We start from the raw sequence: 26381 nt of genomic DNA, 5'->3' as shown, positions 1-26381 counted from the left end.
GCGGCCGCTCGCCGGGGCAGACGGCGACCGACGTAGGCGATTCCCGAAGGAGAACGCCCGGAAGCCGGTGAAATATTCCCGTCACACCGTACTCGACTTTTCGTTCTCGGAAATAATTTTCCAGAAACGGAACCGTATCCAATCCCATACGAAACCATTATGGGGGAGACGCCCCACCGTTCGAACGACAGAGGTAACCACGTATGGCACGTCTCGAACTGAGAAACCTGCACGCGAAAGTGGCGGAGGGCGACGAACAGATCCTGCGCGGAGTCGACCTCGAGGTCGAGTCCGGCGAGATCCACGCCCTGATGGGACCGAACGGGTCGGGCAAGTCGACGATGGCGAAGATCATCGCCGGCCACCCGGCCTACGAGGTAACCGAGGGCGAGATCCTGCTCCACCTCGAAGAGGGCGAGTTCGGCGACGAGATCGAGATTTCCGAGGACGTGCGTACCTGGGACATCCTCGACCTCGAACCGAACGAGCGCGCGGCGCTCGGCATCTTCCTCGGCTTCCAGTACCCCGCCGAGATCGAGGGCGTCACGATGACGAACTTCCTCCGGACGGCGCTGAACGCCAAGATCGAGGAGCGCGAGGAGCTCTTCGAGGAGGACGACGACGAGGAGGAAGAGGAAGAAGCGGAAGGCGGCTACGAGACGTCGCCGATGGAAGGCCCCGCCGACGAGGGCGAGATCGGCGTCGCCGAGTTCCAGAAGATCCTCTCGGAGAAGATGGAGCAACTCGACATGGACGAGAAGTTCGCCCAGCGGTACCTCAACGCCGGTTTCTCCGGCGGCGAGAAGAAGCAAAACGAGGTGCTCCAGGCCGCGATCCTCGAACCGTCGATCGCCGTGCTCGACGAGATCGACTCCGGGCTGGACATCGACCGCCTGCAGGACGTCTCGAACGGGATCAACGCCCTGCGCGACGAGGAGGGCACCGGCGTCCTGCAGATCACCCACTACCAGCGGATCCTCGACTACGTCAAACCCGACCACGTCCACATCATGCTCGACGGCGAGATCGTCAAGAGCGGCGACGCGTCGCTCGCCGAGGAGCTCGAGGACAAGGGGTACGACTGGGTCCGCGAGGAAGTCTACGAGGCGGCCTGACCGCGCTCGTAACCGGATTCGCCTAGACAAACCCTCAAGACCCTACGGACGCTAACCAGAATCACGAAACATCATGAGTTCCGAACAAGATCACCTCAAAGACACGGACACCGAGGCCCGCTTCGACTTCAAGCAGGAGGAGCGCGCCGCGGTCAGGTCCGAGAAGGGGCTGACCGAGGAGGTCATCCGGATGATCTCCGAGGACAAGGACGAACCCGAGTGGATGCTCGAGCGCCGCCTGCGCGCGCTCCGGCAGTTCCACGAGATGCCGATGCCGACGGGCTGGCCCGGTCAGCCGGACCTCTCCGAACTCGACGTCGAGGAGATCGTCCCGTACATCCGCCCGGACGTCGACAAGCGCGAGGGCGTCGACGACTGGGACGAACTCCCCGACGACATCAAGGACACCTTCGAGAAGCTCGGCATCCCGGAGGCCGAGCGGAAGGCGCTCTCGGGCGTCGGCGCCCAGTACGAGTCCGAGATCGTCTACCAGAACATGCAAGAGCAGTGGGAGGAGAAGGGCGTCGTCTTCATGAACATGGACCAGGCGGTGAAAGAACACCCCGACCTGGTCAAAGAGCACTTCATGACGACCTGCGTCCCCCCGAGCGACAACAAGTTCGCCGCGCTCCACGGCGCCGTCTGGTCGGGCGGGTCGTTCGTCTACGTCCCCGAAGGCGTCACCGTCGAGATGCCCGTTCAGGCGTACTTCCGGATGAACTCCGAGGGGATGGGCCAGTTCGAGCACACGCTCATCATCGCCGAGGAGGGCTCGGAGGTCCACTACATCGAGGGCTGTTCCGCGCCCAAGTACGGCACCCACAACCTCCACTCCGGCGGCGTCGAGGTCTTCGTCGGCGAGGACGCCCACGTCCAGTACTCGACGGTGCAGAACTGGTCGAAGAACACCTTCAACCTCAACACCAAGCGCGCCATCGTCGAGGCCGGCGGGACGATGGAGTGGGTCTCGGGCAGCATGGGCTCGAAGGCGACCATGCTCTACCCGTGCTCGATCCTCAAGGGTCGCGGCGCGACCGACACCCACATCACTATCGCCTTCGCGGGCGAGGGTCAGGACATCGACACCGGCGCGAAGGTCTACCACAACGCGCCGAACACGAAGTCGACGATCGAGTCGAAGTCGATCTCGAAGGACGGCGGCCGCACCAACTACCGCGGCCTCGTCCACATCGCCGACGGCGCCGAGAATTCGAGCACCGCCGTCGAGTGTGACGCCCTGATGTTCGACAACGAGTCGACGTCGGACACCATGCCGTACATGGAGATCGAGGAGTCGAAGGTCGACGTCGCCCACGAGGCGACCGTCGGCAAGATCGGCGACGAGGACATCTTCTACCTCCAGAGCCGCGGACTGGACGACGACGACGCCAAGAAGATGATCGTCGCCGGCTTCATCGAACCGATCACGGAGGAACTGCCCATCGAGTACGCGGTCGAACTCAACCGCCTCATCGAACTCGAGATGGAGGGAAGCCTCGGGTAAGCCCCGAGATCGATACATGAGCACGCAGGTACACGCAAACCTCACGGACGAGCAGGTACGGCAGATCAGCGGGGACCTCGACGAACCCGAGTGGCTCCTCGAGATCCGACTCGAGGCGCTCGAGGCGCTCGACGACCTCGACATGCCCGACGTGATCCGCACGCCGGGTCGCGACTGGACGAACCTCGACGAACTCGACTACGAGTCGCTGGTCGACCCGCTCGCCTACGCCGAGGAGAAAGATCAGGTCGGCCCCGACGAGGCCGACGTCCTCCCGTGGGCCGATGCGCTGGCCGAGCACGAGGACCTGATCCGCGAGCACTTCGGCTCCGTCGTCGACCCCCAGGAGAACTACCTGACGGCGCTGTCGACGGCCCTCTTTAGCACCGGGACCGTCGTCTACGTCCCCGAGGGCGTCGCCGCCGAGGACGTCACGATCCGCACCGAGATGAACTCCCGGTCGCTGTTCAACTACACGCTCGTCGTCACCGAGGAGTCGAGTTCGGTGACGATCTTAGAGCGCCAGTCGACCGGCGACGACCTCGACGGCGAGCGCTACTACAGCGGCATCGTCGAGGTCGTCGCCGGCGAGAACAGTTCGGTCCAGTACGGTTCGCTGCAGAACCTCGACGAGGAGACGTACAACTTCACGGTCAAGCGCGGCGACGCCGACACGTACGCGACCGTGGACTTCATCGAGGGCAACATCGGCTCGAAGCTCACGAAGACCGAGACCTCGACGACACTCGACGGCGACGGCGCCGAGACCAAACTCGTCGGCGCGTTCTTCGGCCACGACGACCAGCACTTCGACCTCGACGCGAAGGTCTGGCACCGCGCCGAGCACACCACGGCCGACCTCGTCACCCGCGGCGTCGCCGACGACGAGGCCCGCTCGGTCTACGAGGGCGTTCAGGACGTCGGCAAGGAGGCCTGGAACACCAGTTCCTACCAGCGCGAGAACACCCTCATGCTCTCGGACGAGGCCGAGGCCGACGCCTCGCCGAAGCTGATCATCAACAACCACGACACCGAGGCCTCCCACAGCGCCACCGTCGGCCAGATCGACGCCGAGGACCTGCTTTACATGACCTCCCGCGGCGTCTCCGAGCGCGACGCCCGGAACATGCTCGTCGAGGGCTTCTTCGTGCCCGTCCTCGAGGAGGTCGCGGTCGACGAACTCCGCGAGGATCTGGAGGAACTCGTCGCCCGGCGCCTTCGCGAGTAAGGGCGTCTCTTTCGCTGGACGTTCGTTTCGACGCGACCGCACCCTCGACGGCGAGCGGCCGCGCCGTCTGACAGCGTTTTTAGTACGGGGGCTGAGTACCGACGTTCGATGCGGACCATCCCCGTCGAACTGGACGACGAGACCGTCGAGGCACTCGACGTCGAGCGCCGCCTCCTCGGGTTCGAGAGCCGTCGTGCGTATCTCCGGTGGATCGTCGCAAACCGCGCGGCGATCGACGGCGACGCCGCGCGCGTCGAGCAGTCGGCCCGCGACCGGCCCGCCGACCCGGAGGGGACGGCCGCGGACGAGGACGGACGCGAGGACGCCGACCGGGCGACGGCGGCGACCGACGACGCGGCGACGGGAGCCGAGAAGCGCACGGACGCCGACGGCGGGTGGACGCGGCCGAAGAGCGACCCGACGGTCCGGGTTCGCGGCTCCCCGCAGACGACGGTCTGGCGGGCCTCGGAGGGGGAATCCCCCGAGGCCGCGGACGCGGGCGACGACGGCGAGCGGCCCGCCGACGCCACTTCGACCGACGCCGACGCCGTCGACGAGGCGGGCGGGCGCGACGCGCCCGACGGGACCGGCGACGGTGCCGACGGCGTCAGTTCGATGCACCTCGCGCCCGAGCGCGTCGACCGGATCAGCGAGGACCCCGTCGCGGAGGACGCGGGCGTCCTCGGGACCGTCGAGGTCGACCGCCTCGACGAACTCTCGCGGCGGGCCGTCGCGAAGACCAGAAAACGCCTGAACCGCGACGTCCAGACGGGGCTCACGTACGACTCCTCGACGCGACTGTCGAGCGACGTCCGCCCCGGCGAGGACGTGGTCGACCTCGAATCGCTGTCGGTGCCCGGCCGTTCGGCCGAGGTCGTCGAGCGCCGCCGCGAGGCGGCGGGGCGGGCGGTCGCGTACCTCCGGGACGTCGGCCGGGCGCGCAAGTCGGACTTCGTCGAGGCGCTGTACGAGGAGTGTCCCGCGGGCTACGAGACGTCGGACGGCTGGTGGCGCTGTGTCAAGGAGGCGCTGCGGCAGGTCGACGCGGTCGACGGCGGCGACGGCGCCCGCGTGTGGCGGTTCGAGAGCTGAGTCGGTGTCGTCCCGTCCGCTCGCCCGTCGGCCCCGTCACCGCTCAGGAACAGAGAAGGTACTCACACTCCCCGATCGGGAAATCACGATCGAGGGCTTCGAATATGCTGATGAAACAACTAGATTTTTTACTTGCCAAAGACCCATTATTCCATCGACTCTAACCAATAGTTATGAAACGGCGAACGATCCTCGAACGTGCAGGACTGCTCGGGCTGGCCGGTAGTCCGATAGTGAGTGGCTGTCTGGATACCGTCACCAGCGCCGGTGACGGTGACGGGTACCAGTGGAGATACGACGTGGGTGGGGAGATCGACGCCGTCTCGCAGGGCGCCGTATTCGTCCGAGAGCGGACCGCCGGGGATCTCCCCGGCGGTGAGAGCCCCGACTCGGGGCCGGCGGCCGACGGGGAGATCGTCGCACTGGACGCCGACACCGGCGACCAGCGATGGACGTACGGGGGCGCGGGCGGGATGGACTCCGACACGGACCTCACGATTTCGGACGGCGTCTACTTCGGTTACTGCACCGACGACGACTGCACGGACCTGACCGCGCTCGAACTCGACGGCGAGGAGCGGTGGACGCGCGACGTCGATCCCGGCCACCACCGTCCGCTCGTGGTCGACGGCGTCGTCTACGTCGCCAACGACGCCGGCCCCGTGCGAGCCCTCGACGCGGCGACCGGCGAGACGCGGTGGGACCGCGATCTCGGCGAGGGGGAGTCCCATCCGTGGCGCATCGCCGACGTCGGCGACGTCGTCTCCGTCGAGACGAACGCCGCGCTCGTCGCACTCGACCGAGAGACGGGGGACACGCGCTGGCGGTACGAACCGGCCGGCGACCAGGTCGTTACGGGGGCGGTGATCGCGGACGGGGTCGCGTACGTCGTGACCTTCGATCGGGTCGCCGCGGTCGCCGAGGGCGACGAGGGGTGGCGACGGGAGTTCGAAGAGGTGGAGGGATCGCCGGAGGTCGAGGGCATCGCCTCGGGCCGACTGTTCCTGCTCGCGGAACGCGATCGCACCGCGGACGGGCGGCGGGAGTTTCGGCTGGACGCGATCGACCTCGCGACCGGCGACCGCGACTGGACGCTGGGACCGATCGAACACCCGAACCCGGAGTACAGACCACGGGTGGCCCTCCACGACGAGGTGGCGTACGTCGGCACCGACCGACTCCGGGCCCTCGACGCCGCGACCGGCGACGAACGCTGGAGCGAGTCGCTCGATAGCGGTTCGATCCGGTCGGTGTCCGTCGCCGAAGAGGACGTCTCGGAAGACCACGCCGTGTTCGTCCACGGCGACGGAAACCGACTCGCCAGTTTCGCTCCGGACGGCGAGCGGACGTGGGAGGGGTCGGTCCCCGGGGAGATCGGGAACTATCTCGTCGGTGACTCCGTGTTCGTGGCGACGGATGAGGGTATCTACGCGCTGGATCGACGGGACGACCCGTAAGTCGATCCAGCCGCTACCCCCACTGGGGCGGCCGATTTCTGGCACAGACCACCAGAAAATCGTCCTGCCTCGCTTCTCGCGCGTAACGAAACACCGCCCCCTCGGAAAGCGGGAAGTTAAGTAGGATCAGCGACCAACGACGTCTATGAGTCTGGGACAGCGCGTCTCGAACGACCACCAGCTCGCCCGGCTGTTGCAGATCGGGGTGGTGCTGGAGGAGGTCGTCGAGTCGCGCGCCGCCCACCACATCGAGTCGCTGCCCGACGAGGAGCGGGCGGCGGTCGACGACGACGTACAGGAACTCCTCGCCGAGGCGACCGAGGAGTCCGCCGAACACCGCCGGCGCCTCGAGGCGCTGATCGACGAACTCGACGCCGAGACCGTCTCCTACGAGGACATCAACGCGCTGGTCGACGCCCGCTACGGGCCGCCCGAGGACACCGACGGCGTCCTCTACGATCAGCTATGTAACGAGGAGACGGCCTACAAGTTCTACGACGACCTGATCGAGGCCGTCGAGGCCTCCGACGCCGAGTTCGCGCTCGACCGCGACCGGCTGCTGGAGACGCTGGAGTCGATCCGCGAGGAGGAAAAAGCGGGCGTCCAGGACGTCACCGAACTCATGGAGCGACGAGCATGACTGGGCGAGACGCCAACGCGGCCGCGACGCGAACGGACGCGGCGAGGACGAAGCGCGCGACCGACACCGACGGAGGGAGCAGATGAACACGGCAGACCAGTACCTGAAGGCGGTTTACCTCGCCCAGCGCATCGAAGACGGCCCCGCCTCCACGGGCACGCTCGCGGAGATGCTCGAGGTGAGTCCGGCGAGCGTCAACGAGATGATCGGCAAACTCGAATCCCGGGGGCTGCTCGAACACGAGAAGTACAAGGGCGCGCGGCTGACCGACGAGGGACTCGAACGCGCCCACGACGCCCTCCAGACGTACTGCATCATCGAACGGTTCCTCGCGAACGTCCTCGAAGTCGAGGAGTTCCGCGAGGAGGCCCGCGCTCTGGAGAGCGTCATCGACGACACCGTCGCCGAACGCCTCGACACCATCATCGACCGCCGCGGGGAGTGTCCGGACTGTTTCGACCCGGAGACGGACTGCTGTGCGTACCTCGAACCCGAGGCCGGCGGCGCGGGCTGACCGCGCTCGGGCCCCGACCGGGACCGATCACTCGAGACCGAGGAGGTCGTCGTAGGTGACGCGTTCGATCCGGTAGGACTGACACCCCGTACAGGACTGTCGGTTCAACTCGAACCGCCGCCCGCAGTTCGCACACTCGTACGGCCCGTCGGGGTTGCCACCCCCGATGAACCGCTTGACCCGTCGGGTAATCGACATCCGAAGTCTATCACTGCAAAACAGTGATGCAAGTATAGTTATCGAGTGCGTAACCGCCTGTTCAGCCGCTCACGGGGCGAGATAGCGCGTCAGCCGCGCCGTCATCGCCGGTCGGTTCGTCGTGGCCGCCGGCCGAGCGCCGCCGCGTCGACCGGTTACCGCGCTCGACCGTCGTCGGGTCGCCGCCCGTGCCGTTCGTCCCGTCGTCGGAGCGACGCGAGACTCGCGACCAGCCCCAGCGAGACGACCGCCGCCGCCGAGACGTAGTACGGGACGGCCGCGGCGGCCGCAAGGGGTGCGTCCGCGAGCAGTCCGGTCGCGGCCCCGCTCGCGAACATGATCGCACCCGCCACGTGCAACGCCGTGCCGACGGACGCCGCCCCCTCGGTCGAGGGCGACGCCCGCGAGTAGTCCGACGCCATGCTCCGGACGACCACCTCGAGGGTAATGAACGTCAGTCAGACGGACGTCTGCCGGGCGAAAAGGTAACACTATTGTCCGACCGTCGACTATCCCGCGAGTGCGGAGGCGACGACGCCCGCAGTCCCGTGGTGGTGAGCAGTTCCCGGGGAACTGCGATCCTCACGGGACTACGGGAGCGATAGCGACCGAAGTCCCGTGGTGTAGGGGCCAATCATAGCGGCCTTTGGAGCCGCTGACGGCGGTTCGAATCCGCCCGGGACTACTCAAAAATTTCACATAGTCCTCCGGAGGTGCCGAGGCGTGACGTCTCGGGCGACTCGCTCGACCGCTCCTTGCAGTATTATCGGTGAACGCCCGGAACTCGAAGAGGAAGCCGAAGACGTCGTCTACGCGACTGAACCCGAACCCCAAGGTGGGGAACGCACTGAGGGCGTCCCGGTGGCAGGATCGGACGGCGACGACGATGGCGACGGCGGTCGGCCCGATTTCGTCGACCGCGGTCTCCTCGTCTCCCACCGAGATCCGACGGACCAGCGCCGCCGCGTCTACCATCGACCGGACTGTTTCGCCAGCGTCGTAGCCGCACACCGATCGTATACGAAGCTTCGGTAGCGGTCAGAATACCGTCGAGAGGCCCTCGAAGAATCCGAGGGTGACGAGAAGCCGGCCGAGGCTTCCGAGAAACGTCGCGATCGCGAATCTCGCGTAATTCCGTTCGAGAACGGCAAACGCGTAGATCGAGATCGTATCGGGGAAAAACGGAACGGAGAGGGCCAGTGCGAGTCCGCCGTATCCGTACCGCTGTGCGAGTTGAACGGATCGTTTTTCGGACCACTCCATGATGCCCCATCTCGACTCTCGTAACCAGCGCGTGATTGGTCCAGACCGTTTGACCTCCTGACCGATGTGGAACGCGAACATGCTTCCGGCAGCCTTTCCGGTCGCGCTCACCAGCATGACGCTCGCGAGACTCGCCCATGACGGGAGCCCGAGATCAAGCGGCGCAACGAGGACGAGTTCGCTCGGACCGGGGAGCGCGAACGCGATCAAAAACGAGTATGCGAAGACGATGCCCATTCCGGGCCAGCCTGTCGCCGACTCGACAACTGTCTCGAGGCTGTCGACGCCGATACTGAGTGGCGTTTCAAGTGCGAGTTGCGATAGTTCAGCTGCCATCGGTTTGAGTGACTCCGGTGTTTCCCGTCGGTATCTCCTATGTCTCTCGTGTACCGAGTATGTAACGGTAGCTCCCACTGCCAGCGATCGGAATCCGTTTTACCCCACTCATTTGTATCTCCCCCTACTACGCGATGCTGATGGAGCCTCTCGAAATTAGCGGCCGGATAGTGGCCGGAGTTCTTCTTATCGGATTGAACGCGTTTTTCGTTGCCATCGAGTTCGGCCTCACCCGCGCCCGACAGTATCCGGAGTCGGAGTTCGACACGCCATCACTCGAACTCGCCTGGGAGATGACCGAGGATCTCGAGTTCTACCTCACGACGTGTCAGATCTGGATCTCCGGGACGAGTATCGCACTGGGAATCGTCGCCGAGCCGGGCTTAGCAGCGGTATTCGAGCCGATATTTGAAAACACGGTACTTGCCTCGGCCGGTGCTGGTTCGATGCTTGGGTTCTTGCTCATCAATCTCGTCCATCTCACCCACGGCGAACAAACACCGACGTACCTCGGCGTCGAACGGTCGAAACAGGTCTGTAAGTACGGCGCGCGACCGCTGTACTGGTTCGCTAAGGTTCTCGCTCCGGCGATCTGGTTCGGTGACTGGGTTGCAAAGCAGACGCTCAGGCTGTTCGGCATCGAGATGACGGGCGCCTGGCGCGAGACCGAACGAGACGTCATCAAGTCCCGGGCCGACCTTCGAAACCGACTCGGGTCACTCCTCGACGAAGGGGACCTTTCCGACGAACGGCGCGAGGAAGTGCTGAACGCGTTTCAGATCGGCGAACAGCCGATTCGCGAGGTGCTGGTCCCACCCGAGGAGATCATCGCCCTGTCCACCGAAGCCGATCCCGAAGAGAACTTCCAGAAGATGGAAACCCACCCGCAGACCCGCTATCCACTGGTTGGCGACGAGGTGACCGACTTTCAGGGCATCATCTATACGCCACTCCTCCTCAGGTATCGTGCGGAGTTGGCCGAGGGTGACCTCGATTTCGCCGAACTGGCGGCCCCGCCGATGACGCTCTCTCCCGACGCCGATGTCAGCGACGCGGTCGACCAGTTCCAGATGGAAAACCAGGAACTCGCGCTCGTAATCGAGGACGGTGACGTCGTCGGGCTCGTGACTGTAACGGATCTACTCGAGGCGGTGATGGGGGATATCGAAGATCCGATCGATATCGAATTCCAGGAACGAGCGGACGCCTCACGATGAGACGACCGCCTCCCTTTCCTGCTACACGGGTTCTGGTACGTCGTCTATGGACTACCCCAGTGTGGGGTGTTTTTACGAACTCCCCACGACGATCATGGTATGTACGACCGCATTCTGTTTCCGGCCGATGGGAGCGAGGGGGCAAACGAAGTTTTTGATTACGCCCTCGCCCTCGCGGAGGCACAGGACGCAACGCTCTATCTGTTGCACGTCGCCGATACGACTCGCGATAGCGTTACGCGGATTGGAGGAGAGGTCGTCGACGTGCTCGAACGCGAAGGCGAACAGATCGTGGCCGAACTCGCAGAACGCGCAACAGCGCGTCACGTCTCGACCGTGACCGACGTTATTCAGGGGGCGGTCCCGGAAACGATCACGACGTACGCCGAGGAACTCTCGATCGACCTCATCGTGATGCCGACGCGGGGGCGAACCGGGCTACAGCAATTGCTCCTCGGGAGTAGTACCGACCGGGTCATCCGACAGACGACAACCCCTGTCCTTACGCTTCGGCCGGACGACACGGCCGTTCGGTATCCGTATCAGAACGTACTTGTTCCAACTGACGGGAGCGACTGTGCAACTGCAGCGCTCGAACACGCAATCGACCTCGTCACTGCAACACAGGCAACGCTCCATCTTCTTTCTGTGGTTGACGTAACGAGTCCCGGTGCCGACGTCTACTCCGAACACCAAGTCGACGCGATCGAAGAACGAGCGAAGCAGATAGTGGCCGAATCTGCTGGGCTCGCTGAGGCGGAGTCCGTCGAATCCGTTGTTGAGGCACTCGAGTTTGATTCGGCCATCTCTCGCGGTATTTTGTCGTATATCGACGACCACGAGATCGATCTCGTGGTCGTGGGAACACACGGACGAACTGGCGTTGAGCGATATCTGCTCGGAAGCGTCACCGAAAAGCTCATCCGCACGGCGCCAGTTCCGGTGCTGACGATTCCGGAGTCGATGCCTGAGACGGAGAATCGAAGCCCACATCGTTCAGACGGGTGATTGGCTTGTCGGCACGACTTTTCCTACACCTGCAGTCGGTCGAACTCTTCCGATCGGGGCCATTCCACAGGCGGGACTCTCTCGCTGTTGAAGGAAGGGAGCGAAACACCGGTCAGACGACGGTGTGAAGTCGAGTTGACCCAAACGAGCAGGTCCCTACTCCTGCTCAGTCGATCGCTGGATCGTCGATCTCTCTTTCGTGGACCCACTGGCGAAATTCGGTTCCCCTCGACTCCTTACCTCGACGACCATCCGTCTTTAGCTAACCGAACAACCGCAGGACAGCAGTCGTTTATCGAGGCTACTTTTCGAGAGGAGTGAGGCCATCCGCTGTGCACACAGAAGCCTCCTCACGTGAAGTGAAACGCCGTCTCACTAACTTCCTCTCGTGTCCAAACGGTTATACGTCGGCCTCTCGTCTCCTCTCGCGTGACAAACCCCGTCGAAGAGAATTTCGTTACGCGGTTCGCCCTCGGTTTCGCCGTCATCTTCGCTATGGGAATCGGTGGGAGAGCGGTCGCCGAGGTATTCACCGCGCTCGACGTTCCGTACGGAGCGTGGCTGGGAGTAGCGGTCGGCGCGGTCGTCGTGTTCGCCGTCTGCACCGCGCTGTACCGGCGGTACGACGCATCGTATTCCGCCGAGCGGTGAAACTGTAAAAGTCCGGTGCGAAACGTTACCCGTCTGGACGTTCTGGGGAAAGAGACCCGCCGGGGCCTCGTCCGGACCGCGTCTCCGACGAACGGGCGCGGGGCGAGTAGCGTCCCCTCGCTCTCGGCCGAAATCCGTCCAATCGTGACGTTCAAGCAACATATTTACCCTCGATTCTGGTAGCCACTCCTCCACCCTCGGAGGTGAGAGACGATGGAGATCTGGAGACCGTTCGAAGCGGAGGAACCGATTCCGGAGGAGAGACGGATGGGCGAACTCACGCTCTACAGCGAGGAGCCCAGTTTGAGCGAAGTTTCCGCTGCGCTCGACGAAGTCGGGGTCGACGACCCCGACGTCGCCGACCTGCAGACGCTGTTGAGCACCGAAGACGGAGTGAACGGCCAACGGAACGTCAGAAGCACGACCGTTCGGCCGGTCGACGACAGGCGGTCCTACGAGTTCAGCGGGCCCGTTGGCCGGTTCACTCCGATGCCGGTCGAAGTGATCCCGCAGGGAGTGATCACGGTCGGCGAACCGATGATCGGGCAACTTCCCAATCGCCTGTACCCGCAAAAAGACTACTACGGGGTGTTGTTCCCGTTTACGGTCGAGAAACCGCTGCGGTACAACCGGTACCGATCGCTCGATGTGGACTTCACCATCTGGACGCAAAACGCCGTCGTCCGTGACATGTACCCCCGAGAAGTCGAGGAAGAACGGACGATCGAAACCGAGGTGACGATCTCCCCGACGCTCAAATTCACGTCGGTCGAACTGGCGGGGTTCGAGGTGTCGTTTATGATCCCGTTCGAGTACGTCAGTCCCGTCATCACCCCCTCAGGCCACGGGACGAACAATCCCCGGTGGACGTTTCGGAAGGGCGCCGCGACGACCGGCAACAAGTGGGTGAGTTTCGTCCTCGAAGTCCCGAGCGGGATGGCGACCGTTCACGGCGCGCTACGAAACCGGGCGACGGTAGGGGGAATACTCACGGACACGATAAAGACCGATCCGTTCTGGTTCGAATTTGACCTCGAAGAGGCGCCAACGCTGCCGATCGAACCAGCCTCGGTGGAGGCCAGCGGCAACTGACGGCCCGCGGAAGTGCGTTCGGATCGGTGACACGACGGCCGGAGGCTCTTCCGCGAACTTCGCTTCGGTCGTTCCGGTTCCAGGTCGCGGGACCGCCCCGCGGACGGTAACGGAACCGACCGATACGTCCGTCGCTCCGGCGACCCGCGCCGCCGCGGCCGTCCGGAGTCAGTGATACACTAACGTCTCGCGGCACGTGGCGCCACGCACGGCTCGAACCCGAACGGCCCGATCGACGCGATCGGGGACGAAACTGACGCTCTCGACGGGTCAGACGGTCGAACTGCCGCTGGGCGACCTCGGCGTCGGCGGTCGGGCGATGGCGAGGGTGTCGGTCGACGGCGAGGCCACCGTCTACCCGGGCGAGCGACTCGTCGCGGAGTGGCGGCGAACTTCGAAATCGAAGGCCAGACGCCCGCGAGACCGGCGCGAGCGGACGGAGAAGGACAGCTTTATTCCACCCGCCTCGGAACCCACCTACAACGATGAAAAACGGGGGGGACGGAGCCGACGCGACGTACCTCGGGACGCCGAGCTACGCGGTCGTGGAGGCGGTGGCGGACGCCGAAGGCGTGCCGCCGAAGGAACTGTGTCCGCCCGAGTATCAGGCCCTCCACGAGGTCGTCGACCCGCAAGCGCTTGACGCGCTGTTCGCGGACCGCCACGACGGCACGCCGCGGGCGAACGGCCGGGTGACGTTCACCTTCTGTGGCTACCGCGTGACGGTCACCGACGGCGGGGCCGTCGAACTCGAAGCCGAGTGAGCCCGGGGTCGGAAAGAGCAAGAGACATACGGCGGTGTTCCTAACCGGGGGACGATGGCTACCGCGAACGCGAGGCGACGGCTTCGGGAGAACCCGCTCGGGGTGACCGTGTTCCTGACGGTCGTCGGCTACGCCCTCGTCGTCGGGACGTTCGTCCTCGACGTGCCGATCTATCCGGACCTGACGAACGCGCAAGTGAACGCGCTGACCCACGCGACCGCGGTCATCAACGCCCTGACCACGGTCTTGCTCGTCGCGGGCTGGTACTGGATCCGACAGGGCGAGGTGGCGAAACACCGCGCGGCGATGATCGGCGCGTTCACGCTGATCCTGCTGTTTCTCGTCGTCTACCTCGTGCGCGTCGGCGGCGGCGGCGAGAAGGAGATCGTCGGCGTCTCGACGGCGGTCTGGTACGCCTACATCTCGATGCTCGCGATCCACATCCTGCTGTCGATCCTCGCGGTCCCCGTGGTGCTGTACGCGCTCATCCTCGGGCTGACCCACACCCCGGCGGAACTGCGCCGGACCAGCCACGCCCGGGTCGGCCGGATCGCCGCCGGCGCGTGGATCCTGAGCCTCGTGCTCGGGACCGTCACCTACCTGCTGCTCAACCACGTCTACGAGTACGAGTTCATGTCGACGATCCTGCCCGCACTGTGGCCGTAGCGCGGGTGGTGTCGACTCACTCCCGGTCCCGTTCGCGAATCTCCACGACGAGCCGTTCGCACCACTGGGACTCCTCCTGTGGACGGTCGCTCCAGACCCACTTGCAGTAGCGGAGGTGGTCGAGCACCTCCTCGTGGGTCAGCCGTCGCTTGCACCCGGGGCACGTGGGCATGCGGTGACCGACGACGCCGTGACGCGAGTAGCTTCCGGTAGGGCTCACCATCGACCGGTTACGAACAAAGACGGTCGTCGGTGATCGACCGTTTCGCGGACTGACGGGCCGGGAAGGGCTTTTCTCGCCGGATACCCGAGTAGGCGTATGGATTTCCGCGCGGCGGCGATCGGTCTCGGCGGGCTCGGACAGCTCGAACTGGAGGTGCTGGCGAGCCTCGATGGCGTCGAGGTCGTCGCCGGCACCGACGTCTCGCCCGACGCCCGCCGCGTGTTCGAACGACAGTTCGACGCGCCGGCCTACGAGGACCACGAGTCGATGCTGGAGGACCACGGCGCGGACGTCGACGTCGCCCTGATCGTCACGCCCCACGCGTTCCACTACGAGCAGGCGCGGGCGTGTCTCGAAGCCGGCGTCCACGTCTACCTCGAGAAGCCGATGGTGACCGAGGTCGATCAGGCGGTGGAACTGGTCGAACTGGCCCGCGATCGGGAGCTGACCCTGGAGGTCGGCTACCAGCGCCACTTCCACCCGGGGTTCACCGAGGTAAAGCGCCTCGTCGACAGCGGACGCCTCGGGCGGATCCACGCCGCGAACGCCTACCTCGGACAGAACTGGGTCGGCCTCCACGAGGGGACCTGGCGGGTCGACCCCGCGCTGTCGGGCGGCGGACAGCTGTACGACACCGGCTCGCACCTCCTCGACGCGCTGCTGTGGATCACCGGGACGGAGCCGCTGTCGGTCTCCGCCCGAATGCAGTACGACGAGCCCGGGATCGACGTCAACAGCGCGCTCTCGGTGGAACTCGACCGGGAGGGCGACCCGGTGATCGCGGGGGTGACGGTGAGCGGCGACGGCGTCGACCTCGTCCCCTCGGAGGGGTACGCCATCTGGGGGACCAACGGCCGGGTCACCTTCGACGGCGAGACGATCCGCCTCGCGGAACGCGGCGCCGCGGTCTACGAGAGCGTGGTCGACGCCCGGACGGACTTCACGACGCTGACGACGGCGAAACTCGAGAACTTCCTCAGTTCGGTCGCCGGCGGCACCGAGCCGGCCGTCCCCGCCGACGTCGGCCTGCAGGTGACGGCGCTGACCGAGGCCGCCTACGCCGCCGACCGGGAGGGCAGGCGCGTCGACGTGCGCGAACTGATCGACGAGGCGGCCTGACGGTCCGCAGGGGACACCGATTTTTGTCCCGACGGCACGTTGGGACGCCCATGCGCGTACGCGGCGGTCTCGCCCGCGAGGAGGTCGAGGCGTTCCTCGAAGCGACCGCGGTCCCCGTCAGGGTCGCCTGCCGGACGCCGTCGGGCCACCTCTGGATGCTCTCGCTGTGGTTCCTGTACCGCGACGGCCGACTGCACTGTGCGACGTCGGCGAGCGCCGACGTGGTCGAGTACGTCGAGTCGGACCCCGGCGTCGCGTTCGAGGTGTCGACGAACGAGCCGCCCTACCGCGGCGTCAGGGGCCGCGGCACCGCGGCGGTCGCGCCGGACGAGGGGAAGGAACTGCTGCGGGCGTTGCTCGAACGCTACCTCGGCGGGACGGACTCGCCGCTGGCCGACCGACTGCTCGCCGAGGGCAGGGAGGAGGTGCGGATCGCGATCGATCCCGACGCGGTGTACGGCTGGGACTACTCCGGGCGGATGCGAGCGTCCGAGTAGCGGCCGGTCGCCGGCGACCCGTCGGCGTCGTCCCGCCGTCGGGGGCAGGCGTCGGTCCGTCCGCGGTGGCGAGTCGTCGGTAGCGGAGGGACCGCGGGGTCTCAGTACCCTTCGAGGGTGAGGACGTAGAAGCCGGTGGTGGCGTCGGACACGTAGACGCGGCCGCTGTCTCCCGCGAGTTGGCTCTCCGCGCCCCACGTGAACGGGACGTGGTCCACCAGACCCAGCCGTGCGGGGTCCTCGCGGCGAACCTCGCCGATCCCCTCGGTCGGCAGGTACTGGTCGATCCGTACGGGGTCGTCGGGGTCCGAGAGGTCGAACACCTGGACACCGGCCTTGTAATCGCCGCTGAACAGCACGTCCTCCTGATCGCCGACACCCCAGTCCGAGAAGTGTCCGGTCCACCAGAAGCCCTGTTTGCCGGTCGGCATGGTGGCGTGCTGTGGGAACTGGAACGAGGATCGGAGGTTCGTCTCGCCGGTGTCGAGGTCGAAGTCGATAACGTGCTTGTACCCCGGTTCGCCCGTACCGATCTCCTCGCCGACCAGAACGATGTCTTCTGAAGGATGCGGGACCGAATGATGGGCCCATCGGAGGGGGGCGTCCTGGCCTTCCTCCTCCTCGAAGTCGAACGATGCAGCGACCGCGGGGCTCTCGGGGTCGCTCATGTCGAGGATGTACAGTCCATTGCCCGAGGCGGCGAGGTACACGTAGTCACCGCGGACGTGCGCGGCGTGGACGTGGACCTCCTCGAAGCTCGACACTTCCACGGGGTCCCCGGGATCGGAGATGTCGTAGACGACGATCCCGCGCCCGTGGCCCGCCGTGATGAGGTAGTCTTCGCCGAAGGTCTGGACGTTGTGGGCGCCACTTTCGGAGTCTTCGACCGTATACGGGCCGAAGCGAGTGGGATCCGTACGATCGCTCGCATCGACGATGGCCCAACCGGCATCTTCTCCGCCTTCGTTGGCGGTGAACACCCACGGTTTCGTGGGATGGATGTCCGAGTTACGGATGTCGCTGGAGTGGCCTTCGGGGTCCGTGCCGATCGTCGAAACCATCTCCGGGTCGGAGGGGTCAGAGATGTCGATGATGCGCAATTCGTTGTTACCGAAGACGAACGATCCGACCGCGGCGAGATCGAGGTCCTCGTTTACGGCGCCGTGGGTGTTCGCGCCGTCGCACGCGCCGAGCGTGGTGTGGCCGACCAGTTCCAGCCGCGGGCTCCGGTCGCCACCTCCCCGATTCGCGCTCGCCGTGGAACCCACGGCACCGAGGCCGACCGCGGTCGCGCCGAGTCCTTTCAGCACCGTTCGACGGGTCGTACAGTCACGGGTTCGGAACATTTCGGAGAGCGTATACTTCGTCGGCACACGTGAATTCGTCCCCGAAACGCGATGGATGCAACTATTCACTGGTTATATTAACCGGTACGTGGTAGACTACGCATCTAACGGCGGCGTTACGCGAGCGTGGCGCCCGGCCACCCGACTCCCGACCGATCGCCGCCGGCTCAGTCCGTCCGGGGGATCGACCGCGCGCCCAGCGCGAACGCGATGACGGCGAGGGCCGACAGGACGGCGAGGTTGGCGAGAACCGGGTCGACGCCGGCCACGGCGGGCGTTCCGGCCGCGGGGTACGTCGCCGCCCGAACCCCGCGGGCGAAGTAGGTCAGCGGCGAGAGGTTCACGACGGGCCCGAACCAGCCCGGGAGCTGCGAGAGCGGGACGAACGTCTCCGAGAGGAACAGCAACGGCAGCCCGAGGGCGTTGCTGGCGGCGACGGCGCCGTCGCGGGAGTCGGTGTAACTGCCCAGCAACGCGCCGACGCCACAGAAGCAGACGACGCCGACCAGCACGTACGGAACGAGCAGCGCCGAGAACGCGATCTCGGCGCCGGTCAGCGCGACGACCAGCGCGAGGATGAGCAGGCTCGCGATGCCGATGATGGCCGCGTTGACGGCCGTCTGGGCGAGCAGCCACTCCCCCCGGGAGAGCGGCGTCGTCGCCAGCTTCTCGAAGCGGTTGTCCTCGCGGTGGCGGGCGACCTCGCTGCCCAGCCGCGACAGCGGCGTGAAGAGGACGACGGTGGCGAGATAGCCCGGCACGTAGTACGCCGGCGGCTCGGCGAAGAGGCCGCCGCCGGTGGGGTCCGTGCGCACGAGCGCCCCGAAGATGACGATCAGGATGACGGGGAAGAAGAACGTGAAGAAGACGGCCGTCCGCCGGCGGACGAACGACCGCCACTCGGCGCCCGCCGCCGCACGGACGCGCCCGGTCCGGGTCATCGCCGCTCACCTCCGGCCGCGGCGTCCGCCGGCGCCGCCGCCGACGGCGCCGTCGCCCGGGCGGTCCGCAGGCGCTCCGTCTCGCCCGCCAGCGCGAGGTAGACGTCCTCAAGATCCGGCTCGGTCCACGAGAGACCGGTGTACTCGATCCCGCGGTCGTCGAGCGCGTCGACGACGCGGCCGATCTCGGCCGGTTCGACCTCGCGGACGACGAGCCCGTCGTTTCGCGGCTCGACGGGGTGGCCGAGCGCGGCGAGTTCGTCGGGATCGGCCGCGGTCTCGACGACGAGCCGGCTCGCGCCGCCGTGTTCGGCGACGAGGGCCGCCGGCGCGCCGACCGCGACGAGGTCGCCGTCGGCGAGCAGGCCGACGCGGTCGGCCAGCCGTTCGGCCTCGGCCATGTCGTGGGTGGTGAGAAAGACGGTCGTCCCGGCGTCGGCGAGGTCCTCGATCAGCCGCCAGACGGTGCGCCGCCCGGCGGGGTCGATGCCGGTGGTCGGCTCGTCGAGGAAGAGCACGTCGGGGTCGTTGACGAGCGCGGTGCCGACGCAGACGCGCCGGCGCTGGCCGCCCGAGAGCTTCTCGTACCAGGTGTCGTCGGCGTCGGCGAGGCCGACGTCCGCGAGGACGTCGTCGGGGTCGCGGGCGTCCTCGTAGAGCCCGGCGTAGTAGGCGAGCAGTTCGCGGGCAGTGAGTCGCTCGGGTGGCGCGAACGACTGCGGCAGGACGCCCAGTCGGTCGCGGTCGACGGCCGCCGGCGACTCGCCCAGAATCCGCGCGGCGCCCGCGTCCGGCGTCGTCGTCCCCGTCAGCGCGCGCACGAGCGTCGTCTTGCCGGCGCCGTTGGGGCCGATGAGGCCGAACACCTCGCCGCGTCCGACCGACAGCGACACCCCCGCCAGCGCGACCGTCTCGCCGTACGTCTTTCGTAGCTCCTCGGCGGCGACCACGGCTTCCATGCGAGCGGCTATCGGCCGGTTCGGGGTAAGCCGTTCGGTTTACTCGGGGACGGCGGGTTCGAGCGTCGCCGTCCGCGCCTCGTAGTCCTCGACGAACGCGCCCTCGCCGCCGACGCTCACCCGCTCGCCGTCGTCGGTCTCGACGATCAGGGCGTTCTCGACGGCGAAGACGTCCCGCGTCGGCTCGATCAGCCCCTGTCGGACGCCGACGAGCGTCCCCTCGACGGCGCCGTACTCGTCGTCGGTGCCGACCGGCCGCGCCTCGGCGCTCACGCGGACCTCGTCGCCGACCTCCAGGTGCAGCGTCGCCTGCAGGACGGCGTGTCTGAAGCCGGTGAACGTCCGGGGGAGGTCCACGGGGTCGGTGACGTACGCCTGGGTCGCCATCGGCCAGTAGTTGCCGAAGAACGAGCCGACGATGATCGGGACGAGTTGCGCCTGTGCGATGGCGATCCCCTGCTTGCCGGCGTTCGTCCGGACGAGCATCTCGTTCGGCGCGAACAGCCCGAACTGCCGGTCGGCCGTGACGATCACGGGGGCGTTCTCCTCCCAGACGCGGACGACGCTGGCGACGCCGTCGAACCGCTCGGGCCCGAGGGTGCCGTCGCCGTCGCCGGTGACCAGCAGGATCACCAGCACGCCCCGGTCGACCGTCTCGCGCAGCCGATCCTCGACCTCCCCGAGCAGCGGCGCGGGAATCGACACCGTCACCTCGTCTTCGGCCCGCGCGAGCAGTTCCTTGATCCGTTTGAGGATCGTCGTCCGGGTCTTGATCACCTCGAACTCCCGTTCCTGCTCGGGGGCGTCGCCGTAGCGGTCGACCAGCGCCGGTTCGAGCGCCTGCAGGTCGCTCGTCAGGTCGGCGACGACCTCCTCGGGCGGGTTCGCCCGGATCGTCGTCGGCACGGCGTGGTCGAGCACCTCGACGAACCCGCGGTCGTCGAGTTTCTCGCTTACGCTGTAGACGTAGCGTTTCGAGACGCCGGCGTCGTCGGCGACGGTGCTCGCTTTCGCCTCCCCGTGTTCGAGGATCGTCAGGTAGGTGGCGATCTCCTTCTCCGACAACCCAAGCTGTCGGAGCCGGTCCGAAAGCGTCGTGTCGTCCATGCCACTCGTTGGCCCGCCGGCCGGTAAGAAGGCTTCCCTCCGTTCAGCGGCCGTCGTCGACCCGCGCGACGACGACGTCGGCGACCGACAGGACGGTCGCGTCCCCGTCGCGCTCGGCGTCGAGCGGGTCGCCCGAGACGAGGTCGGTCGCCGCGAGCGGGCGGTCGACGCGCACGCGCGCCGGTTCCGCCCCGAAGTTCAGCGCGACGACGACCGCCTCGCCGTCGGCCTCGCGGGCGAAGGCGACGGCCCCCTCGGCGTCGGACTCGTGGGCCACGGGGACGAGATCACCCCGCGAGAGCGCCCGCGAGTCGCGGCGGGCGGCGACCAGCCGGCGGTGGAACGCCGTCGACGCGGCGTCGCCCTCCCACGGCATCGTCCCGCGGTACTCGGTCGCGCCCCGCTCCTGACCGTAGTAGATCATCGGGACGCCCGGCAGCGTCAACACGGCGGCGACGGCCGCCCGCTGGGCGTCGGCGCCACACTCGTCGAGGTAGCGCGACTCGTCGTGGTTCTCGACGTAGCGCATGTGCAGCGACCAGTCGGGGAACCCCTCGCGCTCGGGGGCGGTCGCGGCCTCGAGCAGGTCGGCGGCGGGGCGCTCGCCGTTGCCGACGTCCCGGAGCGCGCCGTAGAGGGTGGTGTCGTAGTGGACGTCGAACTCCGACTCGGCGTAGTCGGGGTCGCGGGGGATGGTCTCGTCGAGCAGCAGGAACTCCGGGTCGCGGGACGTGACGCGGTCGGAGACCTCCTTCCAGAAGCCGTGAGGGACTCCCCACGCGACGTCACAGCGGAAGCCGTCGACGACGTCGGCCCACTCGTCGATCACCGAGAGGAAGAACTCGCGGACGGCCAGCGAGTCGTAGTCGACGTTCGGGATGCCCCGCCAGTTGAAGTAGTGCTGTGCCACCTCGACCCGGCCGTCCTCGCGGGTCCGCGCCGGCGGGCCGCCGTCCTCGCGGCCGTCCGCGAGGGCCGCGGGGTCGACGCCGGACTCCGAGAGGGGCTCCCAGACGTACCAGTCCTCGTAGCCGTCGACGAGCGCCGCGCTCATGTCGAAGGCGGCGTGCTCGCGGCCGGTGTGGTTGATCACGAGGTCGAAGACGACCCGGACGCCCGCCTCGTGGCAGCGCTCGACGAACGACTCGAACTCCGCACGCGTTCCGAGGTCGGCGGCCGTCTCGAAGTAGTCGGTCGTGTGGTAGCCGTGGTCGGTCGGACTCTCGAGGATCGGCGTCAGCCAGACGCAGTCGACGCCCAGCGATTCGAGGTACGGCACCCGGCGTTCGAGCGCCTCGAAGGTGCCGGCGTCGGTGAACGAGCGAACGAAAATCTCGTAGACGACGGCGTCGCGGGCCCACTCAGGCGGGTCGTTGACGCGGTCGACGCTCCCGTCGGGGGCGACCGCGAGGCGGTCGGCCACGCCGTGGCGCTCGCCGACGGCGACCGCGTGGACGCGAACCGAGTCGTCGAGGGCCGCGAGCGGAACGCGGGCCTCGTGTCCCTCGACGACGAGGTCGTCGTCGGCGAGCGGGTCGCGGTCGTCGACGAGGAACTCCACCGCGAGGTCGTCGGCGTCGGACTCGCTGTCGGTCCCCGGGACCGCGTCGGCGGTCACGACGACCTCGTCGCCGTCGCGCTCGCCGTCGAGGCGGACCCGCGGCCGTCCGGGACCGGGCACCTCCAGTTCGTCCCAGACGGCGTTCTCGAAGTCCTCGCCGACGATGAACGCGTGACGGTGACGCCCCGGCGGCAGGTCGACCTCGTAGACGTAAGTGCCGTCCTCGAGGGTCGGCCGGTCGCGGCCCGCGAGGTGTTCGTTGAACGGGCCGAGCACGGAGACTTCCTCGGGGTCGTGCTCGGGGAGGGCGTCGCGGTCGCGTTCGAACGCCACGGACTCGCGCGGGTCGGGGAACGCGCGGACGCGCTGTTCGAACCGGTCCTCGGGCGTCCGGAGTTCGAGCCGGTAGGTGCCCGGGACGTCCGGTTCGAGGTGCCAGACGGGTGCCTCCGGCGCCGAGACGTCGCTCCCGTCGGGGCGGTCGCGTACCGTCCACTCGTAGGTCGCCTCGGTATCTGGCGCTCGCGGCGCGAGTTCGACCGTCTCGCCGACGGCGCAGAACCGCGGCGGGCCTGGATGGTCCATACGCGGCAGGTGGGGCGGCACCGCTTTATCGCTTTGGGATGTGAACTACAATTACAACATACTTTTGTACCCGCCGCCCGTCGGTAGCCGCATGACCTTGCGCGCGACGCTGGACGATTTCAAGCGCAACAGGGGAGCGCGAACCGCGTTCCCGGGCGAGCGGCGGACGACGGCGGGACTCTTCGCGGGCAGCGACCGCCGGCTCGTTCACGTGGGCCGTGACGGTGCGCTGCGGGACTTCTCGTACCCGCTGTCGGGGCTGTACGGCATCGACCGCTCCCGGCTCGGCGTGTGCGTCGACGGCGAGACCGTCTGGCTCGACGCCCTCGAACCGACCGACCAGCGGTACGTCGACGACACGACGCTCGTGCGGACGACCTACGAGACCGACGCGTTCGCCCTCGACCGGCTCGACCTCGCCGTCGACGGCGAGCACGTCACCCACGTCGCGGTCGAGTCGGGGCCGGTCGAGGCGCTCGTGGCGTTCCTCGCTTTCGCCCCCGACGGCCGCGAGGACCGGGTCGGCCAGCTCGTCCACGACGAGGACGTCGTCGAGGTCTACCACCGGACCGAGCGCGACTACGTCGCGAGCGCGACCGGCTTCGAGGCGGTCGCCGGCCAGCTCCCCGAGGGCCTCGCCGACGTGCTCGCCGAGGAGCCGACGGACCACCCGACCGGCGAGGAGGCGAGCCAGTACGAGGACGGCCGCCTCGGCGGGTACGTGGTCACGCGGCTCCCGGTCGAGGACGGGAGCGCGGCGCTTCTCACGTCCGTCCGCGAGTCGCCCGGCGCCGCGGCCGTCGCGGACGTGGCCGAGACCGCCGCCGGCTTCGCCGACGCCGACGCGCTCGTCGAGGCCGCGTCCGGGCGCCCGGCCGCCGACCGCGAGAGCGTCGTCGCCGACCTCCGCGTCGTCGACCTGCTCTCCGCGCCGTCGGGGAGCCGGATCGCCGGCCCCGACTTCGACCCCCACTACCTCTACTCGGGGGGGTACGGCTACACGTGGTTCCGTGACGACGCCGAGATCGCCCGGTTCCTGCTGGAGAGCGAGGCGACCCTCGACCTCGACCTCGGGGCGACCCACGACGCCAGCGCGGCGGTCTACGAGGCGACGCAACTCGACGACGGCACCTGGCCCCACCGCGTCTGGCCGGTCGACGGCTCGCTGGCCCCCGGCTGGGCGAACGACCGCGTCCGCGGCGAGGGCGTCGACTATCAGGCCGACCAGACCGCGAGCGTCCTCTCGTTTCTCGCGGCGTACGCCGAGACGGCCGACGAGCGCCGCGACGCCGTCGAACCGGTCGTCGAGCGCGGCCTCGACGGCCTCGACGCGACGCTCGCCGACGACGGCCTCCCGGAGCCCTGCCAGAACGCCTGGGAGAACATGGCCGGCCGGTTCACCCACACCGCGGCGACGTACCTCCACGCCTACGCCGCGGTCGCCGCGGCTCCCTTCGACGCCGACCGCCGCGACCGGGCGGCCGAGCGCGCCCGCGAGGTCTACCGGGCGCTCGACGACCTGTGGGTCGACGACCGCGGCGTCTACGCCCTCCGCGCACGCGACGGCGACCTCGACGACCGCCTCGATTCGAGCACGTTCGCGCTCGTCGACGCCCACCGCGCCTACGGGGCGATCGGCGAGGTCGACGACGAGCGCCTCGACCGCCTGCGCTCGCACGTCGACGCCACGCTGGCGGGGCTGTGGCGCGAGACCGACGCCGTCCGCGGCCTGGTCCGCTTCGAGGGCGACGACTGGCGGACCCGCACGCAGGACGACGAGAAGGTCTGGACGGTCTCGACCGCGTGGGGGGCCAACGCGGCCGCCGCGTTCGCCGCGCTCGCGGACGACGACGGCTACTACCGGCGCTCGCGCGAGTTGCTCGCCGAGTTGCTCCCCGGCGGGAGCCTCTGTCTGGCGTCGGGGTACCTCCCCGAGCAGGTGTTCGACGACGGCACGCCCGACAGCGCGACGCCGCTGGGGTGGCCCCACGCGCTCCGGCTGGCGACCGTCGCCGAACTCGACGCGGCGGACGAACTGACGCCGGTCGCCGAGCGCGTGGACGCGGGCGCCGTCGGGAACTGACGCCGGTCGCGAACGACGGGGGCGGGACTCAGGCCTCGGGCGTCGGGACGGCCTCGCTCGAATGCAGCAGCGACTCGCCGGTCTCGCCGTCGAACAGACGAATCTTGTCGTCGTCGAAGGCGATCGGGAGGACCTCGCCGACCGCCGGTTCGACGTCGGCGTCGACGCGCGCGATGAAGTCGTCCGCGGCGCCGACGTCGAGGTAGAGGTAGTTGTCGCTGCCGATCGGTTCGACGACCTCGACGGTGGCGTCGATCCCGTCCTCGCCGGGCCCCGCGGGGCGGACGTCCTCGGGCCGGATCCCGAAGGTCACCGAGTCGCCGTCCGCGACGTCGAGGTCGGCGGCCAGCGACGCCGACGGCGCGTACCGGAACGCCTCGCTGGCGAGGACGAGGTCGCCGCCGGCCGTCCGAACGGTGACGTCGACGAAGTTCATCGACGGCGAGCCGATGAAGCCGCCGACGAACCGGTTTGCCGGCCGCTCGTAGACGTCCTTCGGCGCGCCGGTCTGCTGGAGTTCGCCGTCTTTGAGGATGACGATCTCGTCGCCCATCGTCATCGCCTCCTCCTGATCGTGGGTGACGTACACCGACGTGATGCCGAGTTCGTCCTGCAGGCGCTGGATCTCCGCGCGCATCGTCGTCCGGAGTTTGGCGTCGAGGTTCGAGAGCGGTTCGTCGAACAGGAACAGTTTGGGCTCGCGGACGATCGCACGCCCGAGCGCCACCCGCTGTTTCTGCCCGCCGGAGAGTTCGTCGGGCGTCTTCTCGAGGAGTTCGCCGATGTCGAGCATCTCGGCGGCCCACTCGACTTTCTCGCGGCGTTCGTCCGTCGAGAGGTCGGTGCTCATCCGCAGGCCGAAGGCCATGTTCTGGAAGACGGTCTTGTGCGGGTACAGCGCGTAGTTCTGGAACACCATCGCGATGTCCCGCGTCCGCGCGCTCCGGTCGGTGACCTCCTCGCCGTCGAGGTAGATCGACCCCGCGGTGGGCTTTTCGAGCCCCGCGATCATCCGCAGGGTCGTCGTCTTGCCACACCCCGAGGGGCCGACGACGGTGACGAACTGGCCGTCGTCGACCTCCAGGTCGAGGTCGTCGACCGCGACGATCGACCCCCTGTCGTACTCCTTACGGAGGTTCTCGACTCGCAGACTTGCCATTTGTGTCACGTGGGGGGATAACACATATAACTCTTTTCGTGATCTGCGAATCTATG

Annotated in this window: 26 protein-coding genes and 1 tRNA gene; 17 read left to right on the top strand and 10 right to left on the bottom strand. The window is 67.6% G+C overall.

Translation table 11 applies throughout. From position 1 onward, the window contains the following. The first annotated feature begins 203 nt into the window (after positions 1 to 203). From NKG98_RS18915 to NKG98_RS18885, 7 genes are all read left to right on the top strand, one after another. Entirely contained in the window at positions 204 to 1115 is a 912-nt protein-coding gene (locus tag NKG98_RS18915; RefSeq protein WP_254767680.1) for an ABC transporter ATP-binding protein, read from the top strand. A 73-nt stretch (positions 1116 to 1188) separates the two neighbouring features. Then, a complete protein-coding gene (gene sufB / locus NKG98_RS18910) occupies positions 1189 to 2619 on the top strand; it encodes a Fe-S cluster assembly protein SufB (protein WP_254767679.1) in 1431 nt (476 codons plus the stop codon). A gap of 16 nt (positions 2620 to 2635) precedes the next feature. Beyond that, on the top strand, positions 2636 to 3847 hold the full coding sequence (sufD, locus tag NKG98_RS18905) for a Fe-S cluster assembly protein SufD (protein ID WP_254767678.1): 1212 nt from the start codon (positions 2636 to 2638) through the stop codon (positions 3845 to 3847). A gap of 108 nt (positions 3848 to 3955) precedes the next feature. Then, on the top strand, positions 3956 to 4939 hold the full coding sequence (locus tag NKG98_RS18900; protein WP_254767677.1) for a hypothetical protein: 984 nt from the start codon (positions 3956 to 3958) through the stop codon (positions 4937 to 4939). A gap of 173 nt (positions 4940 to 5112) precedes the next feature. Then, positions 5113 to 6396: an outer membrane protein assembly factor BamB family protein gene (locus tag NKG98_RS18895; protein WP_254767676.1), complete on the top strand. Its 1284-nt coding sequence runs from the start codon at positions 5113 to 5115 to the stop codon at positions 6394 to 6396. A 145-nt stretch (positions 6397 to 6541) separates the two neighbouring features. Beyond that, on the top strand, positions 6542 to 7036 hold the full coding sequence (locus tag NKG98_RS18890; RefSeq protein ID WP_254767675.1) for a ferritin-like domain-containing protein: 495 nt from the start codon (positions 6542 to 6544) through the stop codon (positions 7034 to 7036). 82 nt (positions 7037 to 7118) lie between these two features. Continuing rightward, on the top strand, positions 7119 to 7550 hold the full coding sequence (locus NKG98_RS18885) for a metal-dependent transcriptional regulator (RefSeq protein WP_254767674.1): 432 nt from the start codon (positions 7119 to 7121) through the stop codon (positions 7548 to 7550). Positions 7551 to 7577: 27 nt separating this feature from the next. Here NKG98_RS18885 and NKG98_RS18880 read toward each other — a convergent pair whose 3' ends face one another. Continuing rightward, positions 7578 to 7748, bottom strand: coding sequence for an FmdB family zinc ribbon protein (locus NKG98_RS18880; RefSeq protein WP_254767673.1), 171 nt, complete (start codon positions 7746 to 7748; stop codon positions 7578 to 7580). A 155-nt stretch (positions 7749 to 7903) separates the two neighbouring features. Further along, entirely contained in the window at positions 7904 to 8170 is a 267-nt protein-coding gene (locus NKG98_RS18875) for a hypothetical protein (RefSeq protein WP_254767672.1), read from the bottom strand. Positions 8171 to 8360: 190 nt separating this feature from the next. Here NKG98_RS18875 and NKG98_RS18870 point away from each other — a divergent pair. Then, positions 8361 to 8433, top strand: a tRNA-Gln gene (locus NKG98_RS18870). Between the two features lie 353 nt (positions 8434 to 8786). On the opposite strand, the gene NKG98_RS18865 is transcribed toward NKG98_RS18870, so the two are convergent. Next, positions 8787 to 9347, bottom strand: coding sequence for a YqaA family protein (locus tag NKG98_RS18865; RefSeq protein WP_425504368.1), 561 nt, complete (start codon positions 9345 to 9347; stop codon positions 8787 to 8789). 140 nt (positions 9348 to 9487) lie between these two features. Here NKG98_RS18865 and NKG98_RS18860 point away from each other — a divergent pair, with 140 nt between their 5' ends. The 6 genes from NKG98_RS18860 to NKG98_RS18835 all read left to right on the top strand — a co-directional run bounded on the left by NKG98_RS18860 (position 9488) and on the right by NKG98_RS18835 (position 14745). Continuing rightward, on the top strand, positions 9488 to 10564 hold the full coding sequence (locus NKG98_RS18860; protein ID WP_254767671.1) for a CNNM domain-containing protein: 1077 nt from the start codon (positions 9488 to 9490) through the stop codon (positions 10562 to 10564). Between the two features lie 99 nt (positions 10565 to 10663). Next, positions 10664 to 11572, top strand: a complete 909-nt coding sequence (locus NKG98_RS18855; protein WP_254767670.1) for a universal stress protein — start codon at positions 10664 to 10666, stop codon at positions 11570 to 11572. A 429-nt stretch (positions 11573 to 12001) separates the two neighbouring features. After that, positions 12002 to 12223 (top strand): hypothetical protein, encoded by a 222-nt coding sequence (locus tag NKG98_RS18850; protein ID WP_254767669.1) that lies wholly within the window; start codon positions 12002 to 12004, stop codon positions 12221 to 12223. A gap of 213 nt (positions 12224 to 12436) precedes the next feature. Then, positions 12437 to 13315, top strand: a complete 879-nt coding sequence (locus tag NKG98_RS18845) for a hypothetical protein (protein ID WP_254767668.1) — start codon at positions 12437 to 12439, stop codon at positions 13313 to 13315. 485 nt (positions 13316 to 13800) lie between these two features. Next, entirely contained in the window at positions 13801 to 14079 is a 279-nt protein-coding gene (gene ddfA / locus NKG98_RS18840) for a DdfA family disk-determining factor (protein WP_254767667.1), read from the top strand. Positions 14080 to 14133: 54 nt separating this feature from the next. Continuing rightward, positions 14134 to 14745, top strand: coding sequence for a DUF420 domain-containing protein (locus NKG98_RS18835; RefSeq protein ID WP_254767666.1), 612 nt, complete (start codon positions 14134 to 14136; stop codon positions 14743 to 14745). A gap of 16 nt (positions 14746 to 14761) precedes the next feature. On the opposite strand, the gene NKG98_RS18830 is transcribed toward NKG98_RS18835, so the two are convergent. Further along, positions 14762 to 14917 carry a hypothetical protein gene (locus tag NKG98_RS18830; protein WP_254767665.1) on the bottom strand — a complete coding sequence of 52 codons (156 nt, stop codon included), beginning with the start codon at positions 14915 to 14917 and terminating at the stop codon, positions 14762 to 14764. Between the two features lie 147 nt (positions 14918 to 15064). On the opposite strand from NKG98_RS18830, the gene NKG98_RS18825 reads away from it, so the two are divergent. Continuing rightward, positions 15065 to 16087, top strand: a complete 1023-nt coding sequence (locus NKG98_RS18825; RefSeq protein ID WP_254767664.1) for a Gfo/Idh/MocA family protein — start codon at positions 15065 to 15067, stop codon at positions 16085 to 16087. A 50-nt stretch (positions 16088 to 16137) separates the two neighbouring features. Then, a complete protein-coding gene (locus NKG98_RS18820) occupies positions 16138 to 16584 on the top strand; it encodes a pyridoxamine 5'-phosphate oxidase family protein (protein WP_254767663.1) in 447 nt (148 codons plus the stop codon). 101 nt (positions 16585 to 16685) lie between these two features. On the opposite strand, the gene NKG98_RS18815 is transcribed toward NKG98_RS18820, so the two are convergent. The 5 genes from NKG98_RS18815 to NKG98_RS18795 form a co-directional block, all read right to left on the bottom strand. Beyond that, complete coding sequence (locus NKG98_RS18815; RefSeq protein WP_254767662.1) at positions 16686 to 17930, bottom strand: LVIVD repeat-containing protein; 1245 nt, start codon at positions 17928 to 17930, stop codon at positions 16686 to 16688. Positions 17931 to 18097: 167 nt separating this feature from the next. Further along, positions 18098 to 18871 carry an ABC transporter permease gene (locus NKG98_RS18810; RefSeq protein WP_254767661.1) on the bottom strand — a complete coding sequence of 258 codons (774 nt, stop codon included), beginning with the start codon at positions 18869 to 18871 and terminating at the stop codon, positions 18098 to 18100. Then, positions 18868 to 19830, bottom strand: coding sequence for an ABC transporter ATP-binding protein (locus tag NKG98_RS18805; protein ID WP_254767660.1), 963 nt, complete (start codon positions 19828 to 19830; stop codon positions 18868 to 18870). Before NKG98_RS18805 ends, NKG98_RS18810 begins: the two co-directional genes overlap by 4 nt. A gap of 39 nt (positions 19831 to 19869) precedes the next feature. Next, on the bottom strand, positions 19870 to 20937 hold the full coding sequence (locus NKG98_RS18800; protein WP_254767659.1) for a TrmB family transcriptional regulator: 1068 nt from the start codon (positions 20935 to 20937) through the stop codon (positions 19870 to 19872). Positions 20938 to 20980: 43 nt separating this feature from the next. After that, entirely contained in the window at positions 20981 to 23083 is a 2103-nt protein-coding gene (locus NKG98_RS18795; RefSeq protein WP_254767658.1) for an alpha-amylase family glycosyl hydrolase, read from the bottom strand. A gap of 91 nt (positions 23084 to 23174) precedes the next feature. Between NKG98_RS18795 and NKG98_RS18790 the strand changes: the two genes are divergently transcribed. Continuing rightward, on the top strand, positions 23175 to 25166 hold the full coding sequence (locus tag NKG98_RS18790) for a DUF7997 domain-containing protein (RefSeq protein ID WP_254767657.1): 1992 nt from the start codon (positions 23175 to 23177) through the stop codon (positions 25164 to 25166). 28 nt (positions 25167 to 25194) lie between these two features. Here NKG98_RS18790 and NKG98_RS18785 read toward each other — a convergent pair whose 3' ends face one another. After that, on the bottom strand, positions 25195 to 26325 hold the full coding sequence (locus tag NKG98_RS18785) for an ABC transporter ATP-binding protein (RefSeq protein ID WP_254767656.1): 1131 nt from the start codon (positions 26323 to 26325) through the stop codon (positions 25195 to 25197). Between the last annotated feature and the right edge of the window lie 56 nt (positions 26326 to 26381).

It is taken from the genome of Salinilacihabitans rarus (genome assembly GCF_024296665.1).
Lineage (GTDB): Archaea > Halobacteriota > Halobacteria > Halobacteriales > Natrialbaceae > Salinilacihabitans > Salinilacihabitans rarus.
The sequence above is the reverse complement of the archived record's forward strand: the minus strand, read 5'-3'. Positions and strand labels throughout refer to the sequence as shown.

Coding starts and splice junctions, on each gene's coding strand:
- NKG98_RS18800 (WP_254767659.1), bottom strand. CDS start 20,937: ATGGACGACACGACGCTTTCGGACCGGCTCCGACAGCTTGGGTTGTCG.
- NKG98_RS18865 (WP_425504368.1), bottom strand. CDS start 9,347: ATGGCAGCTGAACTATCGCAACTCGCACTTGAAACGCCACTCAGTATC.
- NKG98_RS18895 (WP_254767676.1), top strand. CDS start 5,113: ATGAAACGGCGAACGATCCTCGAACGTGCAGGACTGCTCGGGCTGGCC.
- NKG98_RS18900 (WP_254767677.1), top strand. CDS start 3,956: ATGCGGACCATCCCCGTCGAACTGGACGACGAGACCGTCGAGGCACTC.
- NKG98_RS18805 (WP_254767660.1), bottom strand. CDS start 19,830: ATGGAAGCCGTGGTCGCCGCCGAGGAGCTACGAAAGACGTACGGCGAG.
- sufD (WP_254767678.1), top strand. CDS start 2,636: ATGAGCACGCAGGTACACGCAAACCTCACGGACGAGCAGGTACGGCAG.
- NKG98_RS18875 (WP_254767672.1), bottom strand. CDS start 8,170: ATGGCGTCGGACTACTCGCGGGCGTCGCCCTCGACCGAGGGGGCGGCG.
- NKG98_RS18815 (WP_254767662.1), bottom strand. CDS start 17,930: ATGTTCCGAACCCGTGACTGTACGACCCGTCGAACGGTGCTGAAAGGA.
- NKG98_RS18855 (WP_254767670.1), top strand. CDS start 10,664: ATGTACGACCGCATTCTGTTTCCGGCCGATGGGAGCGAGGGGGCAAAC.
- NKG98_RS18785 (WP_254767656.1), bottom strand. CDS start 26,325: ATGGCAAGTCTGCGAGTCGAGAACCTCCGTAAGGAGTACGACAGGGGG.
- NKG98_RS18880 (WP_254767673.1), bottom strand. CDS start 7,748: ATGTCGATTACCCGACGGGTCAAGCGGTTCATCGGGGGTGGCAACCCC.
- NKG98_RS18845 (WP_254767668.1), top strand. CDS start 12,437: ATGGAGATCTGGAGACCGTTCGAAGCGGAGGAACCGATTCCGGAGGAG.
- NKG98_RS18890 (WP_254767675.1), top strand. CDS start 6,542: ATGAGTCTGGGACAGCGCGTCTCGAACGACCACCAGCTCGCCCGGCTG.
- NKG98_RS18835 (WP_254767666.1), top strand. CDS start 14,134: ATGGCTACCGCGAACGCGAGGCGACGGCTTCGGGAGAACCCGCTCGGG.
- NKG98_RS18825 (WP_254767664.1), top strand. CDS start 15,065: ATGGATTTCCGCGCGGCGGCGATCGGTCTCGGCGGGCTCGGACAGCTC.
- NKG98_RS18820 (WP_254767663.1), top strand. CDS start 16,138: ATGCGCGTACGCGGCGGTCTCGCCCGCGAGGAGGTCGAGGCGTTCCTC.
- NKG98_RS18830 (WP_254767665.1), bottom strand. CDS start 14,917: ATGCCCACGTGCCCCGGGTGCAAGCGACGGCTGACCCACGAGGAGGTG.
- NKG98_RS18790 (WP_254767657.1), top strand. CDS start 23,175: ATGACCTTGCGCGCGACGCTGGACGATTTCAAGCGCAACAGGGGAGCG.
- NKG98_RS18810 (WP_254767661.1), bottom strand. CDS start 18,871: ATGACCCGGACCGGGCGCGTCCGTGCGGCGGCGGGCGCCGAGTGGCGG.
- NKG98_RS18795 (WP_254767658.1), bottom strand. CDS start 23,083: ATGGACCATCCAGGCCCGCCGCGGTTCTGCGCCGTCGGCGAGACGGTC.
- NKG98_RS18860 (WP_254767671.1), top strand. CDS start 9,488: ATGGAGCCTCTCGAAATTAGCGGCCGGATAGTGGCCGGAGTTCTTCTT.
- ddfA (WP_254767667.1), top strand. CDS start 13,801: ATGAAAAACGGGGGGGACGGAGCCGACGCGACGTACCTCGGGACGCCG.
- NKG98_RS18885 (WP_254767674.1), top strand. CDS start 7,119: ATGAACACGGCAGACCAGTACCTGAAGGCGGTTTACCTCGCCCAGCGC.
- sufB (WP_254767679.1), top strand. CDS start 1,189: ATGAGTTCCGAACAAGATCACCTCAAAGACACGGACACCGAGGCCCGC.
- NKG98_RS18915 (WP_254767680.1), top strand. CDS start 204: ATGGCACGTCTCGAACTGAGAAACCTGCACGCGAAAGTGGCGGAGGGC.